Below are 21,091 nucleotides of genomic sequence, written 5' to 3' on the forward strand. Positions count from 1 at the left end.
CCAGCAGGGATCAGAACTGCGCATCCCTGTTGGCCGTCAGCCACTGCTGCAACCCGCTCACCGCCGCGTCAAATTGCGCCCCGATTGTCGCAGGCTCCCCGCCTCCCACCTCAAGAGCCGCACAGTGGCTGGCAAATTCGGTCAACCCCAGCGCCAGCGCACTCCCCTTGAGCTTGTGCGCCAGCTGACGTTGCTCTTTCCCCTCACCCTGAGCCAACTTATCCACCAACACCCGCCCTTGCGACTCAAACAGCGCGACCAGCTGGCGGATCCGCGCCATGCCGAGCAGGGGCAGATCGGCGTCCAGCACCGGATTGGCCCACTCAGGCTGGTTAGTTGGGGGCGCGGCTGCTGATAATTGCACCCGCGGCTCAATAGCGGCGCCCTCTTGCCGAAATAGTTGATCTATGGCGTTCGCCAGCACCGCCAGCCGCACCGGCTTGCCGACAAAATCGACAAACCCGGCGGCAAGGCAGTGGCGGATATCCTCCGGATACATCTGGGCCGAGATGGCGATGGCGGGCAGCGGCCGCTCATGCATCTCCTCGCTGATGGCTGCCAGATCCTCGCGCAGGGTCATACCGTCCATATCGGGCAGATTGATATCGAGCAGCGCCAGCTCGAAGGGGCGCTCGGTCACCAGCGCCAGCGCGCTGCGACCATCCTCCGCCAGGGTGACGCGATGGCCGAGGCGGGTCAGCATGCCTTGCACCACCAGCCGGTTGATCTCGTTATCCTCAACCAGCAGGATGTCGCGGGACTGGCCAAGGTGCAGCCGCTGCGCCTCAGCGGGCAGTTGGGCGCTCGAGCGTTGCAGGGGCAGGCTGAAGCTGAACTCACACCCCTTGCCCGGTTCGCTGGCAAGGTTCAGCTCGCCTCCCATGGCGGCCACCAGCTTGCGGCTGATCGCCAGTCCCAACCCGGTGCCGCCCTGATGGCCCATATCACGCTTACGCTGGCGAAACGCCTCGAACACCGCCTCCTGCTCATCGGCCGGAATGCCGGGGCCGGTATCGCGCACCACGAAGCGGATGCAGGGCTCGGCGCAAGGGCCGTGACAGACAAGGGGCGCCACCGTCAGGGTAATCTGGCCACGGGCGGTAAACTTGACCGCATTGCCGAGCAAGTTGCCGAGCACCTGGCGCAGTTTGCCCAGATCCCCCTCGACCACAGGCGCCAGCCCGGGCGCATATTCCAGCTCCAGGGTGACCCCCTTGGCCGCGGCCTTTGGCCGGAACAACGCGCTGAGCTCATCCACCAGCTGGAACAGGGGGAAGGGTTCGCGGCGCGCCTCCACATGGCCCGCTTCTATCTTGGAGTAGTCGAGAATGTCGTTGAGGATCTCCAGCAGGGATTCGCCGCTGTGCTCGATGGCGGCCAGATAGCGCTGCTGGGTGTCGCTGAGGTGGGTATCTTCCAGCAGCGTCAGGCCCCCGAGAATGCCGTTCATGGGGGTGCGGATCTCGTGGCTCATGGTGGCGAGAAACACCGACTTGGCGCGGTTGGCCTGCTCCGCCTCGGCGCGGGCCTGCCGCTGCTTCTCCACCTCCTCATTGAGCCGCTCGTTGGCGTGGCTGAGCTGGCCAGTGCGCTCCTCGACCCGCGACTCCAGCTCGCGCTGATAACGGCCCAGCTCCACCGCATTGTCACGAAACACCTGCAGGGCCCGCCCCAGCTCCGCCAGCTCATCGCGCCCGGTACTGGCGATCGGCTCAAGGGGGGCCAGCTCCCCGCGCGCCAACCGGCTCATCCCCGCCACCGCCCGTTGCAGCGGCCAGACGATCCGGCCGTAGACCATGCGCCACATCAGCAGCATCAGCAGTAGCAGCGTAAGCAGGCCAATGGCCATCAACGCCTGCTCCAGCAGCCTGAGGCGCTGACTTAGCGCCTGCTGGCTCTGCCCCAGTGAATCGCGGGCACGGCTGACCAGCTCACCGACCTGCTGATTGAGGCTGCTCATCAGGGCGTCGTTGGCACTGGCCAGCACCCGCAGTGCCTCCCCCTTGCCGAGCCAGTCGCTGCGCAGTTGCACCAGCTTGTCGCTCTGCGCCAGCACGGTCAGCGCCTGTTCCACCGCCTGCCGGCGGGCCGGATCGGTCACCGCCCCGGCCCGCAGTTGCAAGATAGCCAGCTCCCGCTGCCCCTCTTGCAACAGCGTTTGCAACTGTTCCTGTCGTTCGCTGCGCCACATCTCCTCGATACGCTGCTGCTGCATCAGGGTACGATGACGCAGCTCGGTCATCTGCTCCAGCCAGTCGAGATCCTGCTCCAGCAGGCGGTCCAGCGTCCGGGCCGCCTGCGCACCTTGCTGTTGGTAGAGGGAACCCAATCCCGCCACCATCACGGTTTCGGCGTTCTCCATCTGGCTGCGCGCCAGCTCGGCGATCTGTCCGGCCGCCGCCACCAGATGGGCCCGCTGCGCCTCACCCTGCGCCATCAGGGTCAACCGCTCCCCCACCAGCCAGCCCTGCTGGCCCAGATTGCCGATAATGCTCTGACTGAGCTGATCGAGGCTTGTTGAACCCTGCCCACGGCCGAGTTGCGCCAGCACCTGTTGTAGCTGTTGCCCCTGCAGGGTGAGCAAGCGTCCCTGATGCTCCCGCTCCTGCTCGCTGGTTGCGGTGGCCAGCAGCCGTGACGCGCTCTGGATCTCGCCGCTGAGGCGAGAGAGCGTGCGCGCCAGCTCCTGATCGGCGAGAGTCTGCTGCACCCCTTGCTCCAGCTGGCGCAGATGGCTAAGCCCCACCCAGCCCAGCAGGGAAGCACTCAGGGTCAGCAACGCCATCAGGGAGAAGGCCAGCAGCAACTTGCCACCCAGGCCGGAAAAGATTCTCACGGGAAGTCCCTTGGTTGTGGTCGGCTTTGACCGGATAATATGGCCCAACACTTTAACAAAACCCCTGGCCATGCGAAGCGTCTATCTCTCCCCGTTGTTGCTGATCTGGTTACTAATGCTTCCCCGCGCCGCCCTCGCCTTTGCGGTCGATATCTGGCGCGCCGGCGAATTCAGCGGCCAGCCGGTGCGCCAGCAGTGGCCGGAACCCGCCGCCGCAACCAAACCGCTGACCCTCTGTGCCCTCTACCCCCATCTGCGCGACGCCTACTGGCTTTCGGTCAATCAGGGCATGGTTGACGAGGCGAAGCGGCTGGGAGTCAAGTTGCAGATCCACGAAGCGGGAGGCTATGGCGCCCTCGCCGAGCAGCGTCAGCAGTTGCAACGCTGCGTGCAGGAAGGAAGCGATGCCATCTTGCTCGGCGCAGTGAGCTATCAGGGCCTGCGCGAGGCCATCAAGGCCACGCCGCTGCCGCTCTTTGGACTGGTCAACGATCTGCCCAGCGGTCTGGTGCAGGCGAAGGTGGGGGTCTCCTGGTACCAGATGGGCTGGCAAATCGGCCACTGGCTGGCGCAGCGTCACCCCGCCGGCAGCAAGCCGGTCTCGGTCGCCCTCTTCCCCGGCCCGCAGGCAAACGGCGGCAACAACTTCGTCGAGCCGGGCTTTGCCGATGCCATCAAGGGGAGCGCCATCAAGCTGGTCACCACCGAACGCGGCGACAACAGCCGAGAAATCCAGCGCACGCTGGTGCAGCAGACGCTGGCCCGCTATCCCGACCTCGACTATCTGGTGGGGGGCGCCATCGCCGCCGAAGTGGCCGTCAACGAGCTGGCGCAGCGCCATCTTGACAGGCCCCGGGTGCTGAGCACCTACTTCAGCCACGGGGTACAGCGGGGCCTGCGCCGGGGCAAGATCCTGGCAGCCAACAGCGATCAGATGCGGCTGCAGGGGCGCCTTGCGGTCGCTCAGGCGGTCTGCCTGCTACAACACCCTGATGCCAATGCCGAGCAGTGTCCGCGGGTGATGGGGCCACCCATTCTGACGCTGTCTGCGCCACTGACCGACCCCGCCGATTCCCTCTCGGATGGCGCTTTTCGTCCCGTCTATCGGGTCGAATAGCCGTTCCAAATCCGAACAGCACACTCAAGGAGAAGAGATGAAAGAGTTACATGCCAGCTGCCTGTGCGGCGCCGTCGCCCTGACCCTGCCGGATCAGTTTGACTATATGGGGAACTGCCACTGCAGCGAATGCCGCAAGTTTTCAGGGGGAGATTACGCCTCGGTCGGCGGACTGGATGGCAACAAGGTCACCATAGTGAAGGGGGAAGAGGCCATCGGCCACTACCGGAAATCGGCAGAGACCACCCTGGCCTTCTGTCGTCACTGCGGCTCCAGCCTGTTCAGCCAGAAGAGCAGCAGCGGCAAGATCAATCTGCGCCTCGGGGTACTGGACGATGTGCCGAGCCAGCGGCCCGCGTTTCACATCTTTGTCGGCTCCAAGGCGCCCTGGCACCAGATTGGCGACGACTGCCCGCAATTTGATACCCGCCCGCCGGTCTGATACCCGGTCAAACAGGCCAGGGCCACCGCAACGGAGTCAGGAGGCTATCTCGCCGGCAAACAGATAGCCTTCACCATGGACGGTGACAAACAGCTGGGGATCCCGCGGATCCGCTTCCATCTTGCCGCGCAGCCGCCGGATCAACACATCTATGGTGCGATCGCTCGGGCCATCGCCGCGATGGCTGATGAGGGTCAGGATCCGCTCCCGACTGAGCACCCGCCCGGCATGGGCGACAAAGGCCACCAGCACTTCATATTCGGCCTTGGTCAGACGCACCGGCACTCCGTCCTTGCTGAGCTGGCGACGGGGGATGTCAAAACGCCAGGGGCCAAAGCGCACCGCATCGTCAGCCACCGCAGGCTCGCTCGGCGCGGCGGCCGCCAGCGAGATCCGCCACAGCAGATTCTTGACCCGCACCAGCAACTCCCGTAGCTCGAACGGCTTGGTGACATAGTCATCGGCCCCCATTTCGAGGCCGACTATCCGGTCTACCGCATCACTGCGGCCGGTGACCAGAATGATCCCCACCGTGCTGCGCGCCCGCAGTTCACGGGTCAGCAGCAGACCATCTTCCCCCGGCAGGTTGATATCCAGCATCACCAGATCGACCGTCTGTTCCGCCAGCACGGCGCGCATCTCCTGGCCGTTTTCGACCGCCGTCACCCGATAGCCCTCCCGCTCGAAATAGCCGGTCAGCTTCTCGCGGGTAACCGCATCATCTTCAACAACCAGAATGTGGTAGCTCATGGGCAGGGTTCACGATGGTCGACAAGGGAGGATTATTCTATTCACATTTTGTCATAAATACCCCTATTTCATTAATTTGTGGCGGCAGCCCTGTTCACAACGCCTCCCTATCATGGCTCCCATCAAAAAAGTGATGTGAGATAGCATGATGAAAAAACTGTGGCACTTCCTGCGCACCCCCAGCCGTCGCTGGTCGGTACTGGCGCTGCTTCTGGTAGGCGTCGGCGTCACCCTCGCGGGCACCGTCGGTCTGCACTATGGCTTTGAGAAAACCAGCAGCCTCGAATTCTGTATCTCCTGCCACTCCATGAAAGACACCGTCTATCCGGAGTACAAGGAGTCCATCCACTTCAAGAATGCCTCCGGGGTACAGGCGGTCTGTACCGACTGTCACCAGCCGAAGGACTTTGTCGGCAAGGTGGCCCGCAAGATGGAGGCGGCCAACGACCTCTATCAGGAGTACATAGGCCACAGCATCGACACCCAGGAGAAGTTCGAGGACCGGCGTCTGCATCTGGCCGAGAAGGTGTGGGCGCGGATGAGCAGCCAGAACTCCAAGACCTGCAAGTCCTGCCACAGCTACGACAACATGGATCACGCCAAGCAGTCCCCGGCGGCAGCGCTGGCGATGAAAGATGCGGCGGCGAAGAACATGAACTGCATCGAGTGCCACAAAGGCATCGCCCACGAACTGCCCAACATGGCGGGCGGCTTCCGGGCCACTTACGCCACCCTGGTCAACGACGCGCAAGAGGCGCCAGCCGCCGAGACCCTCTACAACCTGGGTGAAAAAGATCTCTACGCCAGCGAGCAGAGCACCGACCCGGTCGGCAAACTGCTGCCTGCCTCCCGCATCGACGTGGTGGACCGCAGCGGCGATCGCCTCAAGGTGACCATCGAAGGGTGGCGCGAGAGCGATGGCAAGGGCCGGGTGCTGAGCGAATACATGGGCAAGCGGGTCTTCGTCGCCACCATCCGTGACGAACTGAAAGCGAGCGAGAAAGTGCTCAAGCAGGAGACCGACAGCGCCACCCATATCAAGTGGGAGCAGGTTCAGGTGCAGGCCTGGGTCGATGGCAAGGGCTTTGAATCATCGCTCAAACCGATCTGGGATTACGCCGGCGAGATGTACAAATCCACCTGCAACTCCTGCCACGGCGCGCCGGATCCCGCCCACTTCACTGCCAACGGCTGGATTTCGGGACTCAAGGCGATGTCTGCCTACTATCGCCTGAGCAAGGAAGAGGAGCGCACCCTGCTCAAATACCTGCAAAACCATGCCGCCGATACCGGTGGTCAGGGCAGCCACTAAGTCCGGATTCGAAAGAGGAATAACAAGATGATCAATATTTCCCGTCGTGGTTTTCTGGGTGGCTTGCTGGCCAGCGGTGCCTCTGCCCTGATCGGCCCCTCCCTGCTCGGTCGTGCCGTGATGGCCGCCGAGTCTGGCGAAAAACTGGTGCAGTCCGGCTCCCACTGGGGCGCCTTCCGTGCCCGGGTGGTCGATGGGCGCTGGGTCGAGACCCTGCCGTTCGAGCATGACAAGCACCCCACCGACATGCTCAAGGCCTTGAGTGAGGTGGTCTACAACCCCTCCCGCATCCGCTACCCCATGGTGCGACTAGACTGGCTGCGCAAGGGGCACCAGTCCGACACCAGCGAACGCGGCCAGAACCGCTTCGTGCGGGTGACCTGGTCTCAGGCGCTGGACTTCTTCTATCACGAGCTGGAGCGGGTGCAGAAGACCTATGGCCCGAGCGCCCTCTATGCCGGTCACTCCGGCTGGCAGTCGGTGGGCAAACTGCATTCCGCTGGTGCCATGCTGGGGCGCGCCATGAACCTGCACGGCACCTATCTGGCCAAGGCCGGTGACTACTCCACCGGTGCCGCCCAGGTGATCCTGCCCCACGTGGCGGGCGCCATGGAGGTGTATGAACAGCAGACCTCCTGGCCGCTGGTGCTGGAACACAGCAAGACCATCGTTATCTGGGGCTCCGATCCCATCAAGAATCTGCAGGTGGGCTGGCTGGTGCCGGACCACAGCGTCTACGACTACTGGGCGCAGTTGAAAGAGAAGGTGGCCAAAGGCGAGATCCGGGTGATCAGTGTCGATCCGGTCAAATCCAAGACCCAGAAGTACCTCAATTGCGATCAGGTGACCCTGAATCCGCAGACCGACGTACCGCTGATGCTGGGCATCGCACACACCCTCTACAGCGAGAAGCGCCACGACGAGGCGTTCCTGAAGAACTACACCACCGGCTTTGACAAGTTCCTGCCCTACCTGCTGGGCACCAGCGATGGTCAGGTGAAGGATGCCGAGTGGGCCGCCGCCATCTGTGGCGTACCAGCCGAGACCATCCGCGAGCTGGCCCGCACCATGAGCAGCGGTCGTACCCAGCTTATCGGCGGCTGGTGCGTGCAACGCATGCACCACGGCGAACAGTACGCCTGGATGCTGGTGGTTCTGGCCTCGATGATTGGCCAGATCGGCCTGCCGGGGGGCGGTTACGGCTTTGGCTGGCACTACAACGGGGCGGGTACCATCACCTCCAGCGGCCCCATTATGTCCGGTTTCAGCTCGGTCATCCCCGGCGTTAAACCACTCCATGACGGCGAATGGAAGGGCTACTCCAAGTACATTCCGGTGGCCCGTTTCGTCGACTGCATCCTCAATCCGGGCAAGCAGATCGCCTTCAACGGCCAGACCATCACCTACCCCCACATGAAGATGGCGGTGTTCTGCGGCAACAACCCGTTCCACCACCAGCAGGATCGCAACAAGATGGTCGCCGCCTGGCGCAAGCTGGAAACCGTGGTCAGCATCGATCACCAGTGGACCGCCAGCTGCCGCTTCGCCGATATCGTGCTGCCCGCCACCACCACTTATGAGCGGGACGACATAGAGCAGTGGGGCTCCCACTCCAACGCGGGCATTCTGGCCATGTACAAGGTGGTGGAGCCGCTGTTCGAGGCGCGCGATGACTACGACATCTTCGCCGATCTCTGCCGTCGCTTCGGTCGCGAGGCCGAGTTCACCGGTGGCAAGAGCAAGCTGGAGTGGATCCAGAGCATCTATGACGATGCCCGCCTGCAGGGCCGCGGCATCGGCATTCGTCTGCCCCGTTTCAGCCAGTTCTGGCACGGCGAAGGCTTCGTCACCTTCCCGGCGGGCCAACCCTGGGTGCGCCACGAGTCGTTCCGTCAGGAGCCGGATCTGGAACCCCTCGGTACCCCGTCCGGCCTTATCGAGATCTACTCCAAGACCATCGCCGACTACGGCTATGGGGATTGCCCGGGCCACCCGGTCTGGATCGAGCCCTACGAGCGTTCCCACGGCGGGCCGGGCAGCAAACAGTACCCGCTGCACCTGCAATCCTGCCACCCGGACAAGCGGCTGCACAGCCAGCTCTGCTCCTCCGACAACTACCGCGCCACCTACACGGTACAGGGGCGCGAGCCTGTCTACATGAATCCGCAGGATGCCAAATCCCGCGGCCTCAAGGACGGCGATCTGGTGCGGGTGTTCAACGGCCGCGGTCAGGTATTGGCTGGTCTGGTGGTGAGCGATGACTACGCCCCCGGCGTGGTGCGCATTCAGGAAGGAGCCTGGTATGGGCCGCAAGAGGGTGGCAAGGTGGGGACTCTCTGTACCTACGGCGATCCCAACGTGCTGACCGCCGACATCGGCTCCTCCAGCCTGGCGCAGGCCACCACGGCCCATACCGCGCTGGTGGAGATCGAGAAGTTCCGTGGACAGGCACCCGCCGTCACTGCCTTCGGCGCGCCGGAATCGGCCAAGGGCATCGACCCCATGTTCCCGGCACTCTGACCCCTGGGGGACGAAAGCGCCCCCTTGAGTTTCCTTTATTTTTAAAGTCGTTAGAATCGGGAGCCATCAAGGCTCCCGATTGCCATCCACGGAGGAAAAATGCAGGAATTTATGGCTACCAGCGAACGCCGGGCCGAACTCTACTGGTGGTTCTCCACCCTGTTCGCCGCCGAACTCAGTGATGAGCAGATCGCCGAATATGACACCTATGATGTGCGAAGCTTCCTGAAAAGCCTCTCCACCCTGGATCCGATGCGCGAAGCCGTGGCCGAGCTCAACGATGCCATCGCCCGCCTGCTGGTGCGCCCGGATCGCCAGCTGGAACTGGCCGCCGACTTCGCCGGCCTGTTTCTGGTGGATCCCAAACAGGGCGCCCTGCCCTACGAATCGCTCTACCGTGGCGATGCCAAGCTGCTGATGCAGGCCCCGATGGCCGAGATGCAGGCCCGCCTCGATCGCCTTGGTATCAATGTCAGCGATAAATACAAAGAGCCTGCCGACCATCTGGCTATCGAGCTGGATCTGATGGGCAATCTCATCATCCGCGCGGCGGAAGCCAAGAGCGCAGCCGAGCGGGAACGCTGGCTCGACGAGCAGGAAGCACTGCTGCACGGTCATCTGCTGGGCTGGTTTGACAAGTTCGAAAGCGCCTGTCGCGCCGCCGACCGGTTTGGCTTCTACGGCGCCAGTGCCCGTCTGCTGGGGGTCTTCCTCAAGATGGATGCCAACTACCTCTCTCTGGTCAAACCGGCACCGTCCGCCGACTGAGGCCGCGATGAAGACAGCCCTGCTTCTGATTGCATGCTGGCTGCTGGCCCTGATCCCGCTGGATCAGGGCATTACTCCCCTGATTGCGCTGCTGTTCAACCCGGATCGCGAGCTCTACGGCACCGCTCAGCTCACCGGCTTTGCCGGCATCCTGCTCACCCTCTACCTTGCCAATCTCGGCGTCGAGGTGGTGTTGCGCCGCCGCTTCCAGATTGCCGGCATGCTGGCGCTGCTGGCCGCCTGGATCGACTTCATCAACAGCAGCGGCAGCGAGTCGCACTTCCTGCTGCTCTATCTGCTTGCCCTCCCCTTCCATCTGCTCGGCTGGCTGGTACTGGTGCGCGGCATTCAGGCGTTTGGTCGCCAGAAGGGATAACCACTCGCCCCTTTTTCCATCCTTTTTATCAGGTTTTTCTGCCTATTCTTGCCGTCAAAACAACCAGATAACTCCGCTTGACTCCCGGCCAAACAGTTCGTGCCATACTGACAACTGATGCAAGTGATAAAACAATCAATGCCGAGGTCATCATGGATGGGAAGCTTTTCAACGCCGACACCGAGGCAATGTTGACCCAGCTGTCAGATCACACCGTCCTGGAACAGCTGATGGATAATGCCCCTCTGGGCATCGGCGTCTTTGACTGCGAATTTCGCTACCGTAAAGTCAATCAGGTGCTTGCCGACATCAATGGCAAGAGCATCGAGGAGCATCAGGGCAAGCACCTCAGAGAGGTGGTTCCCAAGCTGGCCCCGACCCTGGAGCCCATGTTTCAGCAGATCATGCGAAGCGGCATGCCCTACGTGGATATCGCCATCACGGGCCAAACCGCGGCGTACGACAGCAGCTCACGCCGCTTTCAGGCCACCTACAGCCCGATGCGGGATGAGAAAGGGGAGCTGAACGGCATCCTCGCCATCGTGCGGGACATCACCGAGCAGTACGAAACCGAACAACGCCTGCAACTGGCAATGCGAGCGGCCCAAATCGGGGTGTGGGAGTGGCACGTGGCGGATGACAGATTGCTGTTCGACGGCCAGATTGAGCCGCTGCTGGGCATCGAGGCCAACCAGTTCCACGGCGGGCTGCAAGCGTTCGTCGACTGTTTTGAACCGGAATCCGGCAGCCAGCTCAAGGCCGCCCTGCAAAGTCATGACCCCATCCATCTCACCCTGAGCTACCTCACCGCTCTCAACGAGCGCCACTGGGTCGATATTCATGCCGACCATGTCCCCGCCACCGAGTCGGTCGGCCACCGGGTCATGGGAGTCATTCACAATGCCACCGCCCGCCGCCGTCAGGAGGAGCGACTCCATCAGGCCAACGTGGTATTCGATACCACGGCCGAGGGGATCATCATCCTCGACAGCGAGCACCATATTCTGTCGGTCAACCCGGCCTTCACCATGCTGACCCAATACAATGCCGAGGAGGTGATAGGCCGCACCCCGGATATCATCATGCATCCCAGGCGCTACACTGACCTCGACTATCCCTGGTATCACCTGCGCCCCGGCAACAACGCCTGGCATGGCGAGATGGTTTGTCTGCGCAAGGATGGCAGCTACTTCTCCTCCTGGCAGCAGATCAGCGCTGTCTATGACAACTTCAACAACACTACTCACTATGTGATCGCCCTCTCCGACATCAGCGCCATTCGCAAGGTGGAGGCCGAGCTGAATCACCTTGCCTATCACGATCCCCTGACCGAGCTGGGCAATCGTCATCTGTTGCAGGAGCGGCTGGCCCTTGAGCTGAAAACCGCGCAGCTCAATCGCAAACGGTTGGGGCTGCTTTTTATTGATCTGGATGGCTTCAAGCTGATCAACGACAGCCTGGGCCACGGAGTCGGCGATGAGCTACTCAAGCGGCTGGCAGAGCGGATCCGCGGCTGCCTGCAGCACAACGATCTGGCGACCCGCCTCGGGGGAGACGAGTTTCTGGTGCTGATCCCCTATCTGGAGGAGCCTGACGAGCTGGCAACCCTGGCCAATACCCTGCTGACCGTGTTGCGTGAACCGGTTGAGCTGGCCCATGAGCTGGTGGCAATCTCGGCAAGTATCGGTATCGCCATCTATCCGGATCATGCAGACAGCCCGGAAACCCTGGTCAGCGCCGCCGACAGCGCCATGTACGAGGCGAAAAGTCAGGGGCGCAACGGATTCCAGTTCTATACCCCCTGCATGGCGGCTCGAGCCCGCGAGCGGATGCAGATTGAGCAGGGTCTGCTCAAGGCCCTGGAGCTCGAACAGCTCTGCATCTTCTATCAACCCATGACCAATCTGGCCAACGGCCACCTGAGCGGACTGGAAGCCCTGCTGCGCTGGCAGCATCCGAATGAGGGGATGATAGCGCCGACCCGTTTTATTCCGGTGGCGGAGGAGTGCGGCCTGATCGAGAAAATTGGGGAGTGGGTGATGCGCAACGCCTGTGAGCAGGGACAAAACTGGCTGGCCGCCGGACTGCCGGTGCCCCGCTTGTCGGTCAATGTGTCGGTACGGGAGATGCGCTCCCCGGGCTACGTTGAACGGGTCGCCGCTATTCTGGCAGAGACGGGATTTCCGCCAGAACGGCTCGAGATCGAGGTGACGGAGAGCATCATCCAGCGAGTCGAACAGAGTCTGGATCTCTTTACTCGCCTGAAAAATCTCGGCGTGCAGATTGCCATCGATGACTTTGGTACCGGCTTCTCGTCACTGAGTCTGCTCAAGACCCTGCCGATCGATCGCATCAAGATCGACCGGGCGTTTGTGCAGGCATTACCGGAAGACAAGAACAGTCGGGAGCTCTGCCGCACCATCATCAATCTGGCCGACAGTCTGGATATGGAGGTCACCGCCGAAGGGATTGAAACCAAGGCACAACACGCCTTTTTGCAGTCACTCAACTGCGGCGAAGGACAGGGTTATCTGTTCAGCAAACCACTGCATGTAGAACAGATGCACGAACGCTTGGATTGCCAAAACGCTCAACATTAGCGATACCAAGGAAACAAACCGCCAATCAAACTATTTTCCAAACGTCAGGGTAGGAACACCACCATTATCCCGGTCATTGGCCATGCGAGTGAGCGGTGAGTCGCCAGAGTAACGGGATCCTGGCTCACTGAGGGAAAACTTGGTTCCCGACTTTTTGTCCTGCCATGCATGACCAAGCTGATCAGCAACCCGCTCCCGCACAGTCTGTGAAGGCTCCTGGTGTGTAATCGCAAACTCTTTGGGAGGTTTGTCTGCAAGAACAGTCGTATCAAAGTGCCACAGGGATGCACAGAGCAATAGAGAAAACATAACTACCTCCATCCATCAAGGTCCTCCTTTTTACCGACTCACTGCGCGAGTGTCACCCATAACCCTGTAACCAAATGTTGCTGTCTATCCAAAAGTCTAATTGCCCCCATCAGCCAAAGGTATAAGTTGTTACTTAATTATTAAAAGTATGTATTCAAAGGAGTGAGTGATGAGCGAGAGCAAGGTCTACCCGGTCAAACCCCACATCAGCAGCAATGCACTGCTCGACAAGGGCGACTACGCCGCCATGTATCAGGCCTCCGTCGAGGATCCCGATACCTTCTGGGGAGAGCAGGGAAAAATTCTCGACTGGATGAAACCCTATACCAAGGTCAAGAACACCTCCTACGATCCGGGCCATGTCTCCATCAAATGGTTTGAAGATGGCCAGCTCAACGTCTCGGCCAACTGTCTCGATCGCCATCTCGCCGAACGGGGTGACAAGGTCGCCATCATCTGGGAAGGGGACAACCCCGCCGAAGATCGCAAACTCACCTACCGCGAATTGCACAGTGAAGTGTGCAAGTTTGCCAACGTATTGAAAGCACAAGGGGTTCACCGCGGCGACGTGGTCTGCCTCTATATGCCTATGGTACCCGAAGCCGCCATCGCCATGCTGGCCTGTACCCGCATAGGCGCGGTACACAGCATCGTCTTCGGCGGCTTCTCGCCGGAAGCGCTGGCTGGTCGCATCATCGACTCGGGCTCGCGCATCGTGATCACCGCCGACGAGGGGCTGCGTGGTGGCCGTCCGGTGCCGCTCAAGAAGAATGTGGATGAAGCGCTCACCAACCCGGATACCCAGGTCAACAAGGTGATCGTGCTCAAGCGCACCGGCGGCAATGTCGCCTGGTACAACCACCGCGACATCTGGTGGCATGAAGCGACCGCCGCCGTCAGCAGCGACTGCCCGCCCGAGGCGATGAACGCCGAAGATCCGCTCTTTATCCTCTATACCTCCGGCTCCACCGGCAAACCCAAGGGGGTGCTGCACACCACCGGCGGCTATCTGGTCTATGCCACCCTCACCTTCAAATATGTGTTCGACTACCACGAAGAGGACATCTACTGGTGTACCGCCGATGTGGGCTGGGTCACTGGTCACTCCTATCTGGTCTACGGGCCGCTTGCCAACGGTGCCACCACCATCATGTTCGAAGGGGTGCCCAACTACCCGGCCACCAACCGCATGAGTCAGGTGGTGGACAAGCATAAGGTCACCATCCTTTATACTGCACCAACCGCCATCCGTGCCCTGATGGCCAAGGGTAACGAAGCGGTCACCGGCACGTCACGCCAGAGCCTGCGCATCATGGGCTCGGTGGGTGAGCCCATCAACCCGGAAGCCTGGGAGTGGTACTACCGCACCATTGGCGATGAGCGCTGCCCCATTGTCGATACCTGGTGGCAGACCGAGACCGGCGGCATCCTGATTACGCCGCTGCCCGGCGTTACCGACCTGAAACCGGGCTCGGCGACTCGTCCCTTCTTCGGGGTGCAACCTGCGCTGGTGGACAACATGGGCGAGCCGCTGGAGGGGACCACCGAGGGTAACTTGGTGATCACCGACTCCTGGCCGGGCCAGATGCGCACCGTATTCGGCGATCACGAGCGCTTCGAGCAGACCTACTTCTCCACCTTCCCGGGCCGCTACTTCACCGGCGACGGTGCCCGTCGCGACGAGGACGGCTACTACTGGATCACCGGTCGGGTGGATGATGTACTGAACGTCTCCGGCCACCGCATGGGTACCGCCGAAATTGAATCGGCGCTGGTGGCCCATCCCAAGATCGCCGAAGCCGCGGTGGTGGGGGTTCCTCACGAGATCAAGGGTCAGGGCATCTATGCCTATGTCACCCTGATCGCCGGGGAAGAGCCGAGCCGTGAGCTGCACAAAGAGGTGAAGGAGTGGGTGCGCAAGGAGATTGGTGCCATCGCCACTCCGGATGTCATTCACTGGGCAGAGGGGCTGCCGAAGACCCGTTCCGGCAAGATCATGCGGCGAATTCTGCGCAAGATCGCCACCGGCGAGACCGACAGCCTGGGGGATATCTCCACCCTGGCGGATCCGGGGGTAGTAGACAAACTCATTCGCGAGAAGTCGGAAGCAGCCTGATCCCGCTTCGTTTGTTGCTCAACAAAGCCGGCCCTGTGCCGGCTTTGTCGTTTCTTATCTGCCAGCAAACAGCAAGGCGGTAGACACGAAGCCTTGCCGACAAAAACGTGCAATAAATAGCCAGATGTAGAGATTAGACCAGTAAAATGCTGCTAATTTTCACGAAATCAATATAATTGCGAAATCTGTGTGCCAGGGCACACCGATTTGCGCAGAAAATGGCTAGATTTCTGGTAGTCCACAAGATAGCTGATAGATAGCAGCATTATCATCGAGGATGTACTCAATATGTCGCAAAATCACCGAATTCTCCTGCTCAACGGACCAAACCTGAATCTGCTGGGCAAACGGGAACCGGGTATCTACGGCAGCAAGACGCTTGATGAGATCGTCGCCGATCTGAAGCTTAACGCCAGCGAACTCGGTGTCACTCTGGAACATCTGCAATCAAACGCCGAACATGAGTTGGTCGGCCGCATCCATCAGGCCATGGGCCAGGTGGATTTTATCATCATCAATCCAGCCGCCTTCACCCACACCAGCGTCGCCATTCGCGATGCGCTGCTGGGTGTCGCCATCCCTTTTATCGAGGTTCACCTGTCAAACGTCCATGCCAGGGAGCCGTTCCGTCATCACTCCTATCTGTCTGATGTCGCAAAAGGGGTCATTTGTGGTCTGGGGGCCGATGGCTACCAATTCGCTTTAACCGCGGCCGTGCACCATCTGCGCGCGGCTTGATAATCACTGATCAGATAAAGAAGAAAGAGAATGCTAATGGATATCCGCAAAATCAAGAAGCTGATTGAACTGGTTGAAGAGTCCGGCATCGCCGAACTGGAGATCTCCGAAGGTGAAGAGTCCGTTCGCATCAGCCGCAACTTCTCCGGTCAGGTGACCACCGCCATGCCGCAGATGATGATGCAGCAAGCTGCTCCGGTTGCCGCACCTGCCGCTGCAGCCCCGGTTGCCGCGGCACCGGCCGCAGATGCCGCCCCGAGCGGTCACCTGATGCGCTCCCCGATGGTTGGCTCCTTCTACCGCTCCTCCAGCCCGGATGCCAAGCCGTTCGCGGAAGTGGGTCAGCAAGTCAATGTCGGCGACACCCTGTGCATCGTCGAAGCCATGAAAATGATGAACCAAATCGAGTCTGACAAGGCCGGTGTGATCAAAGCGATCCTGGTTGAAAATGGTCAGGCCGTCGAATTTGACGAGCCGCTGTTCATCATCGAATAAGGGAAATCGCCACCCATGTTGGACAAAGTAGTCATCGCCAACCGCGGTGAAATTGCCCTGCGGATCCTGCGCGCCTGTAAAGAGCTCGGGATCAAGACAGTGGCCGTTCACTCCACCGCCGACCGGGAGCTCAAACATGTGCTGCTGGCCGACGAATCCATCTGTATCGGCAGACCGGCCAGTACTGAATCCTACCTCAACGTCCCGGCCATCATCGCCGCTGCCGAGGTAACCGGTGCCGTGGCCATCCACCCGGGTTACGGCTTCCTCTCCGAGAACGCCGATTTCGCCGAAGTGGTCGAAAAATCCGGCTTCATCTTCATCGGCCCGCGCGCCGAGACCATTCGCCTGATGGGTGACAAGGTCTCCGCCATTGAAGCGATGAAGAAAGCGGGCGTACCGTGTGTACCGGGCTCTGACGGCCCCGTCGACAACGACGCCAAGCACAACGCCGCCATTGCCAAGCGCATCGGCTATCCGGTGATCATCAAGGCCGCCGGTGGCGGTGGTGGTCGCGGTATGCGCGTGGTGCGCAATGAAGCGGAACTGGCGGGCGCCATCGCCCTGACCAAGTCCGAAGCAGGCCAGTTCTTCAAGAACGACATGGTCTACATGGAGAAGTACCTGGAAAACCCGCGCCACATCGAAATTCAGGTGTTGGCAGACGGCCAGGGCAACGCCCTCTATCTGGGCGAGCGTGACTGCTCCATGCAGCGTCGCCACCAGAAAGTGGTGGAAGAGGCGCCGGCACCCGGCATCACCGCCGAAATGCGCAAGTTCATCGGCGAGCGCTGTGTGCGCGCCTGTATCGAGATCGGCTACCGTGGTGCGGGTACTTTCGAGTTCCTGTACGAGAACGGCGAGTTCTATTTCATCGAGATGAACACCCGTATTCAGGTTGAGCATCCGGTCACCGAGATGGTCACAGGTATCGATCTGATCAAGGAGCAGCTGCGCATCGCCGCCGGTCAGCCCCTGTCGATCACCCAGCAGGATATCCGCATTCGTGGCCATGCCATCGAGTGCCGGATCAACGCCGAAGATCCGGCCACCTTCATGCCCTCTCCGGGTCTGGTGCAGCGCTTCCACGCGCCGGGTGGTCTGGGCGTGCGTTGGGACTCCCACATCTATGCCGGTTACAAGGTACCGCCCCACTACGATTCGATGATCGGCAAGCTGATCTGCTACGGCGAGAATCGTGACATTGCCATCGCCCGCATGCGTCATGCGCTGGACGAGCTGGTGGTGGAAGGGATCAAGACCAACGTACCACTGCAAAAAGAGATCATGAAAGACGAAAACTTCCAGCACGGTGGCACCAATATCCACTACCTGCACAAGAAGTTAGGTCTATAAGGATCGCTGATAGAGACCGGACTTCCGATGGAAGTCTGCTCCGCAAGGAGCCTCTGCTGAAAAAGGGCCATGGCGACATGGCCCTTTTTTGTTATCCTTGCGCCCCTCAAATTTGTCGGAGGCCAAGGTGAACCGTTTTGCTCTCGCCCGCCGGGAAGCAGCTTTCTGCCTGCTGCTGACCCTGTTCTACTTCTTTGCCTGGTATGGCACCGCCTATTTTATCCCGCCCCAGCTGGAGTTGTGGGGGCTGCCACTGTGGTTCCTGCTCAGCTGCATGGTGATGCCGCTGCTGTTCATTCTGCTCTGCGCCCTGATGGTGAACCGGCTGTTTGTGGAGATCCCCCTCGATACCCACTCCCCTTCCGGCAAGGAGTCATCCCATGAATCTTGAGTTGATGCTGCCGCTCGTCATCTATCTGGTGCTGGTGCTGGGGGTGGGTTTCTGGGCCAGCCGCCATCGCGCAGAAGGCAACTTCGTGCAGGAGTACTTCATCGGCAACCGCAGCATGGGCGGGCTGGTGCTTGCGATGACGCTAGTGGCCACCTACACCTCGGCCTCCTCCTTTATCGGTGGGCCGGGCGCGGCCTACAAGATCGGTCTGGGCTGGGTGTTGCTGGCGATGATCCAGCTGCCCACCGTCTGGCTCACTCTGGGAGTGCTTGGCAAGAAGTTCGCCATCATCGCCCGCCGGGTCAATGCGGTGACCATCAACGACATGCTGTGGGCCCGCTACCAGAGCAAGGCGGTGGTGATCCTCGGCTCCATTACTATCATCCTCGCCTTTATCGCGACCATGGTGGTGCAGTTTATCGGCGGCGCCCGCCTGCTGGAGACCGCCACCGGGCTCTCCTACCAGCAGGGGTTGATGTTGTTTGCCAGCTGCGTACTGCTCTACACCATCATCGGCGGCTTCCGCGCCGTGGTGATGACCGATGCCCTGCAGGGGATCATCATGCTGATCGGCACCGGCGCCCTGCTGGCAGGAATTCTGATTGCCGGTGACGGGCTGCCTAACCTTATCCACCAGCTCAGGGAGATCGATCCCAAGCTGGTAAGCCCGCAAGGGGCTGGCGACATGCTGACCCAGCCCTTTATGTTGAGCTTCTGGATCCTGGTCTGTGTCGGGGTGGTGGGGCTGCCCCACTCGGCATTGCGCTGCTTTGGTTATCGCGACAGCAAGGCGCTTCATCGCGGCATTCTGATCGGTACAGTGGTCAGCGCCCTGCTGATGTTCGGCATGCATCTGGCGGGTGCCCTTGGCCGCGCCATCCTGCCGGGCATGGACAGCCCGGACAAGATCATGCCCTCCCTGATGATGGAAGTGCTGCCCCCCTGGCTGGCCGGGGTCTTTCTGGCGGCGCCGATGGCGGCCATCATGTCCACCATCGACTCCCAGCTGATCCAGGCTTCCGCCACTCTGGTGAAGGATCTCTACCTCAACTATCTGAGTCCAAAGCAGGAGAAGCTGGAAGTGCGCATTCCCCGCCTCTCTCTGCTCTGCACCCTGATCTTGGGCACTCTGGTGCTGCTGGCGGCGCTGCAACCGCCCGAGATGATCATCTGGCTCAACCTGCTCGCCTTTGGCGGTCTGCAGGCGGTGTTCCTCTGGCCGCTGGTGCTCGGCCTCTACTGGTCACGGGCCAACGGCCCGGGCGCGCTGGCCAGCATGGTCAGCGGCATCGTCAGCTATGGGGTACTGAGTCAGTGGGGGATCAAGCTGGCTGGTCTGCACGCCATCGTGCCAAGCCTCACGCTGGCGCTGGTGGTCTTTATCACGGTCAGCTTGCTGACGGCACCGCCCTCGCGGGAAGTGCGCGAGCTTTTCGGGCAGAAATAATAAAAATATAAATTAGGGGTTCCAAAACTATCCCCAAATAGGTGTTTTCCGGTTAAACTGTGCGCCAAGTCACAGAACGTAGCCGCTGTATGCCCGTTAAAGCCACTCGACAAGTCGTTACTCAAGCCCTGCAGCGGCTCGGTTATGCCCTGCTGCTGCCCGTCTCCATCCTGCCGATGGCGGCGCTGATATACCGGCTTGGGCAACCCGACGTGCTCGATTTGGCGGTGCTCTCCCTCACCGGTCAGGCGATCTTCAGCCAGATGCCGCTCATCTATGCGGTGGCGATCGCCTTTGGCCTGAGTCGGCAAGAGCTGGGCGGGCAGACGCTGGCGGGTGCGGTCAACTTCCTGCTGCTCAGCACCGCTTTCAATACGCTGGCCCCCAACCTGCACGCCGACATGATCTGCGGTCTGCTGGCGGGGCTCACCACTGCCATCATCTACCCCTGGGTTCACCAGCAAACACTGCCCCGCTGGCTGCAGATCGCCAAGGGGGAGTTTCCCAGCCTGCTGGTGTCGGCCTTGGCTTGTCTGCTGATCGCCATCCCCCTTTCGCTGCTGTGGCCGCCGCTGGAGCGCGGGCTGACCCTGCTCACCTCCGAGCTGCTTACCACGCCGTTTGGTGCCTTCTGCTACGGCACCCTCAACCGCTTGCTAATCCCGCTCGGGCTGCATCAGGTATTGGGTAGCGTCATCGGCCTTGGCGAGAGCAACCTGCAGGCGCTGGCCACCGCCCAGCCCCTTCATGAAGGGTATGTGGCCGGTCTCTACCCCATCATCATGTTCGGCCTGCCGGGCGCCTGTTTTGCCATCTGGCTACACCGCCAGCGGATGCAGCGGCTGCCGCAGGGCGGGCTGCTGCTCACCCTGGCGCTCACCTCGGCACTGGTGGGTATCACAGAGCCCATCGAGTTTCTGTTCGCCTTTACCGCCCCCTGGCTGTTTCTCGCCCACGCCCTGCTGACCGGGCTATCGCTCGCTGTCTGTAGCGGGCTGGGGATCAAGGTGGGCAGTTACTTCTCCGCCGGCCTGCTGGATCTGGTGCTGAGCTATCAGGCAGGGGAGCACAGCTTCTGGCTAATCCCGGTCGGTATCCTGTTTTTCGTCGCCTACACACTGCTCTTTTACCAACTGCTGGAGCGTGCCCCCCTCAGCATGCCGAGCAAGCCCATCGCGGTGGAGCATCCGCGCCTTGCCAGCGTTGCCCCCTCCGACCCGCAGATGCTGGCGATCCAGTACCTCAAGGTGCTAGGCGGGATGGACAATCTGGTGGCGATGAGTGTCTGTATCACCCGCCTCAGCCTGCGGGTGCGCGATATTTCACTGGTGGATGAATCTCGCCTGCTGGGCCTGGGCTGCCTCTCCTGGATCCAGCTCAACGACCACCAGCTGGTGCTGGTGCTGGGCCCCAGCGCCAGCCTGATTGAAGGGCAGATCCGCATGCTGGCGGAGCGCCAGTCGGTCCCCCTCGGCCTCAAACCCAATCAGGAGTCGGCCAGCCAGAGCAGCTGGTAAC

General features: G+C 61.2%; 17 protein-coding genes. 14 read left to right on the top strand and 3 right to left on the bottom strand.

The window, feature by feature from the left end; genetic code table 11:
* Positions 1-10 precede the first annotated feature (10 nt).
* Positions 11-2,836: a TMAO reductase system sensor histidine kinase/response regulator TorS gene (gene torS / locus OKC31_RS15015; RefSeq protein WP_247823988.1), complete on the bottom strand. Its 2,826-nt coding sequence runs from the start codon at positions 2,834-2,836 to the stop codon at positions 11-13.
* 70 nt (positions 2,837-2,906) lie between these two features.
* Between torS and torT the strand changes: the two genes are divergently transcribed.
* Both torT and OKC31_RS15025 read left to right on the top strand, forming a co-directional pair.
* Positions 2,907-3,953, top strand: a complete 1,047-nt coding sequence (gene torT / locus OKC31_RS15020; protein ID WP_247823987.1) for a TMAO reductase system periplasmic protein TorT — start codon at positions 2,907-2,909, stop codon at positions 3,951-3,953.
* A 37-nt stretch (positions 3,954-3,990) separates the two neighbouring features.
* Complete coding sequence (locus OKC31_RS15025) at positions 3,991-4,395, top strand: GFA family protein (RefSeq protein ID WP_247823986.1); 405 nt, start codon at positions 3,991-3,993, stop codon at positions 4,393-4,395.
* A gap of 36 nt (positions 4,396-4,431) precedes the next feature.
* Here the strand turns inward: OKC31_RS15025 and torR are convergent, their stop codons facing one another.
* Complete coding sequence (gene torR, locus OKC31_RS15030) at positions 4,432-5,145, bottom strand: two-component system response regulator TorR (protein ID WP_042080622.1); 714 nt, start codon at positions 5,143-5,145, stop codon at positions 4,432-4,434.
* A gap of 145 nt (positions 5,146-5,290) precedes the next feature.
* Between torR and torC the strand changes: the two genes are divergently transcribed.
* The 5 genes from torC (at position 5,291) to OKC31_RS15055 (ending at position 12,721) form a co-directional block, all read left to right on the top strand.
* Positions 5,291-6,457, top strand: a complete 1,167-nt coding sequence (gene torC, locus OKC31_RS15035; RefSeq protein WP_005343495.1) for a pentaheme c-type cytochrome TorC — start codon at positions 5,291-5,293, stop codon at positions 6,455-6,457.
* A gap of 27 nt (positions 6,458-6,484) precedes the next feature.
* Positions 6,485-8,977, top strand: coding sequence for a trimethylamine-N-oxide reductase TorA (gene torA / locus OKC31_RS15040; RefSeq protein WP_270657119.1), 2,493 nt, complete (start codon positions 6,485-6,487; stop codon positions 8,975-8,977).
* Between the two features lie 99 nt (positions 8,978-9,076).
* The gene (torD, locus tag OKC31_RS15045; protein WP_005358423.1) at positions 9,077-9,745 is read left to right on the top strand and encodes a molecular chaperone TorD; all 669 of its coding nucleotides are present in this window, start codon (positions 9,077-9,079) and stop codon (positions 9,743-9,745) included.
* 7 nt (positions 9,746-9,752) lie between these two features.
* Complete coding sequence (locus OKC31_RS15050) at positions 9,753-10,121, top strand: hypothetical protein (RefSeq protein WP_005349490.1); 369 nt, start codon at positions 9,753-9,755, stop codon at positions 10,119-10,121.
* Between the two features lie 152 nt (positions 10,122-10,273).
* On the top strand, positions 10,274-12,721 hold the full coding sequence (locus OKC31_RS15055; protein WP_425600908.1) for a sensor domain-containing protein: 2,448 nt from the start codon (positions 10,274-10,276) through the stop codon (positions 12,719-12,721).
* A 30-nt stretch (positions 12,722-12,751) separates the two neighbouring features.
* On the opposite strand, the gene OKC31_RS15060 is transcribed toward OKC31_RS15055, so the two are convergent.
* Positions 12,752-13,030 (bottom strand): hypothetical protein, encoded by a 279-nt coding sequence (locus OKC31_RS15060; protein WP_270657120.1) that lies wholly within the window; start codon positions 13,028-13,030, stop codon positions 12,752-12,754.
* 169 nt (positions 13,031-13,199) lie between these two features.
* On the opposite strand from OKC31_RS15060, the gene acs reads away from it, so the two are divergent.
* From acs to OKC31_RS15095, 7 genes are all read left to right on the top strand, one after another.
* On the top strand, positions 13,200-15,146 hold the full coding sequence (gene acs / locus OKC31_RS15065; RefSeq protein WP_247823985.1) for an acetate--CoA ligase: 1,947 nt from the start codon (positions 13,200-13,202) through the stop codon (positions 15,144-15,146).
* Between the two features lie 288 nt (positions 15,147-15,434).
* The gene (gene aroQ, locus OKC31_RS15070; RefSeq protein WP_005338907.1) at positions 15,435-15,884 is read left to right on the top strand and encodes a type II 3-dehydroquinate dehydratase; all 450 of its coding nucleotides are present in this window, start codon (positions 15,435-15,437) and stop codon (positions 15,882-15,884) included.
* Between the two features lie 36 nt (positions 15,885-15,920).
* On the top strand, positions 15,921-16,379 hold the full coding sequence (gene accB / locus OKC31_RS15075) for an acetyl-CoA carboxylase biotin carboxyl carrier protein (RefSeq protein ID WP_005338908.1): 459 nt from the start codon (positions 15,921-15,923) through the stop codon (positions 16,377-16,379).
* Between the two features lie 15 nt (positions 16,380-16,394).
* Positions 16,395-17,735, top strand: coding sequence for an acetyl-CoA carboxylase biotin carboxylase subunit (gene accC / locus OKC31_RS15080; RefSeq protein WP_005338910.1), 1,341 nt, complete (start codon positions 16,395-16,397; stop codon positions 17,733-17,735).
* Positions 17,736-17,862: 127 nt separating this feature from the next.
* Entirely contained in the window at positions 17,863-18,126 is a 264-nt protein-coding gene (locus OKC31_RS15085) for a YhdT family protein (protein ID WP_047438157.1), read from the top strand.
* Positions 18,116-19,573 carry a sodium/pantothenate symporter gene (gene panF / locus OKC31_RS15090; RefSeq protein WP_101531276.1) on the top strand — a complete coding sequence of 486 codons (1,458 nt, stop codon included), beginning with the start codon at positions 18,116-18,118 and terminating at the stop codon, positions 19,571-19,573. The genes OKC31_RS15085 and panF overlap by 11 nt, the downstream gene beginning before the upstream one ends.
* Before the next feature lie 89 nt (positions 19,574-19,662).
* The gene (locus OKC31_RS15095; RefSeq protein WP_100654445.1) at positions 19,663-21,090 is read left to right on the top strand and encodes a PTS transporter subunit EIIC; all 1,428 of its coding nucleotides are present in this window, start codon (positions 19,663-19,665) and stop codon (positions 21,088-21,090) included.
* The last annotated feature ends 1 nt before the right edge of the window (position 21,091 follow it).

Source organism: Aeromonas sp. Y293-4 (assembly GCF_027705905.1).
GTDB lineage: Bacteria > Pseudomonadota > Gammaproteobacteria > Enterobacterales > Aeromonadaceae > Aeromonas > Aeromonas veronii.

Coding starts and splice junctions, on each gene's coding strand:
- torR (WP_042080622.1), bottom strand. CDS start 5,145: ATGAGCTACCACATTCTGGTTGTTGAAGATGATGCGGTTACCCGCGAG.
- torA (WP_270657119.1), top strand. CDS start 6,485: ATGATCAATATTTCCCGTCGTGGTTTTCTGGGTGGCTTGCTGGCCAGC.
- OKC31_RS15060 (WP_270657120.1), bottom strand. CDS start 13,030: ATGTTTTCTCTATTGCTCTGTGCATCCCTGTGGCACTTTGATACGACT.
- OKC31_RS15050 (WP_005349490.1), top strand. CDS start 9,753: ATGAAGACAGCCCTGCTTCTGATTGCATGCTGGCTGCTGGCCCTGATC.
- torC (WP_005343495.1), top strand. CDS start 5,291: ATGATGAAAAAACTGTGGCACTTCCTGCGCACCCCCAGCCGTCGCTGG.
- aroQ (WP_005338907.1), top strand. CDS start 15,435: ATGTCGCAAAATCACCGAATTCTCCTGCTCAACGGACCAAACCTGAAT.
- accB (WP_005338908.1), top strand. CDS start 15,921: ATGGATATCCGCAAAATCAAGAAGCTGATTGAACTGGTTGAAGAGTCC.
- accC (WP_005338910.1), top strand. CDS start 16,395: ATGTTGGACAAAGTAGTCATCGCCAACCGCGGTGAAATTGCCCTGCGG.
- OKC31_RS15025 (WP_247823986.1), top strand. CDS start 3,991: ATGAAAGAGTTACATGCCAGCTGCCTGTGCGGCGCCGTCGCCCTGACC.
- panF (WP_101531276.1), top strand. CDS start 18,116: ATGAATCTTGAGTTGATGCTGCCGCTCGTCATCTATCTGGTGCTGGTG.
- torT (WP_247823987.1), top strand. CDS start 2,907: ATGCGAAGCGTCTATCTCTCCCCGTTGTTGCTGATCTGGTTACTAATG.
- OKC31_RS15055 (WP_425600908.1), top strand. CDS start 10,274: ATGGATGGGAAGCTTTTCAACGCCGACACCGAGGCAATGTTGACCCAG.
- acs (WP_247823985.1), top strand. CDS start 13,200: ATGAGCGAGAGCAAGGTCTACCCGGTCAAACCCCACATCAGCAGCAAT.
- OKC31_RS15095 (WP_100654445.1), top strand. CDS start 19,663: ATGCCCGTTAAAGCCACTCGACAAGTCGTTACTCAAGCCCTGCAGCGG.
- torD (WP_005358423.1), top strand. CDS start 9,077: ATGCAGGAATTTATGGCTACCAGCGAACGCCGGGCCGAACTCTACTGG.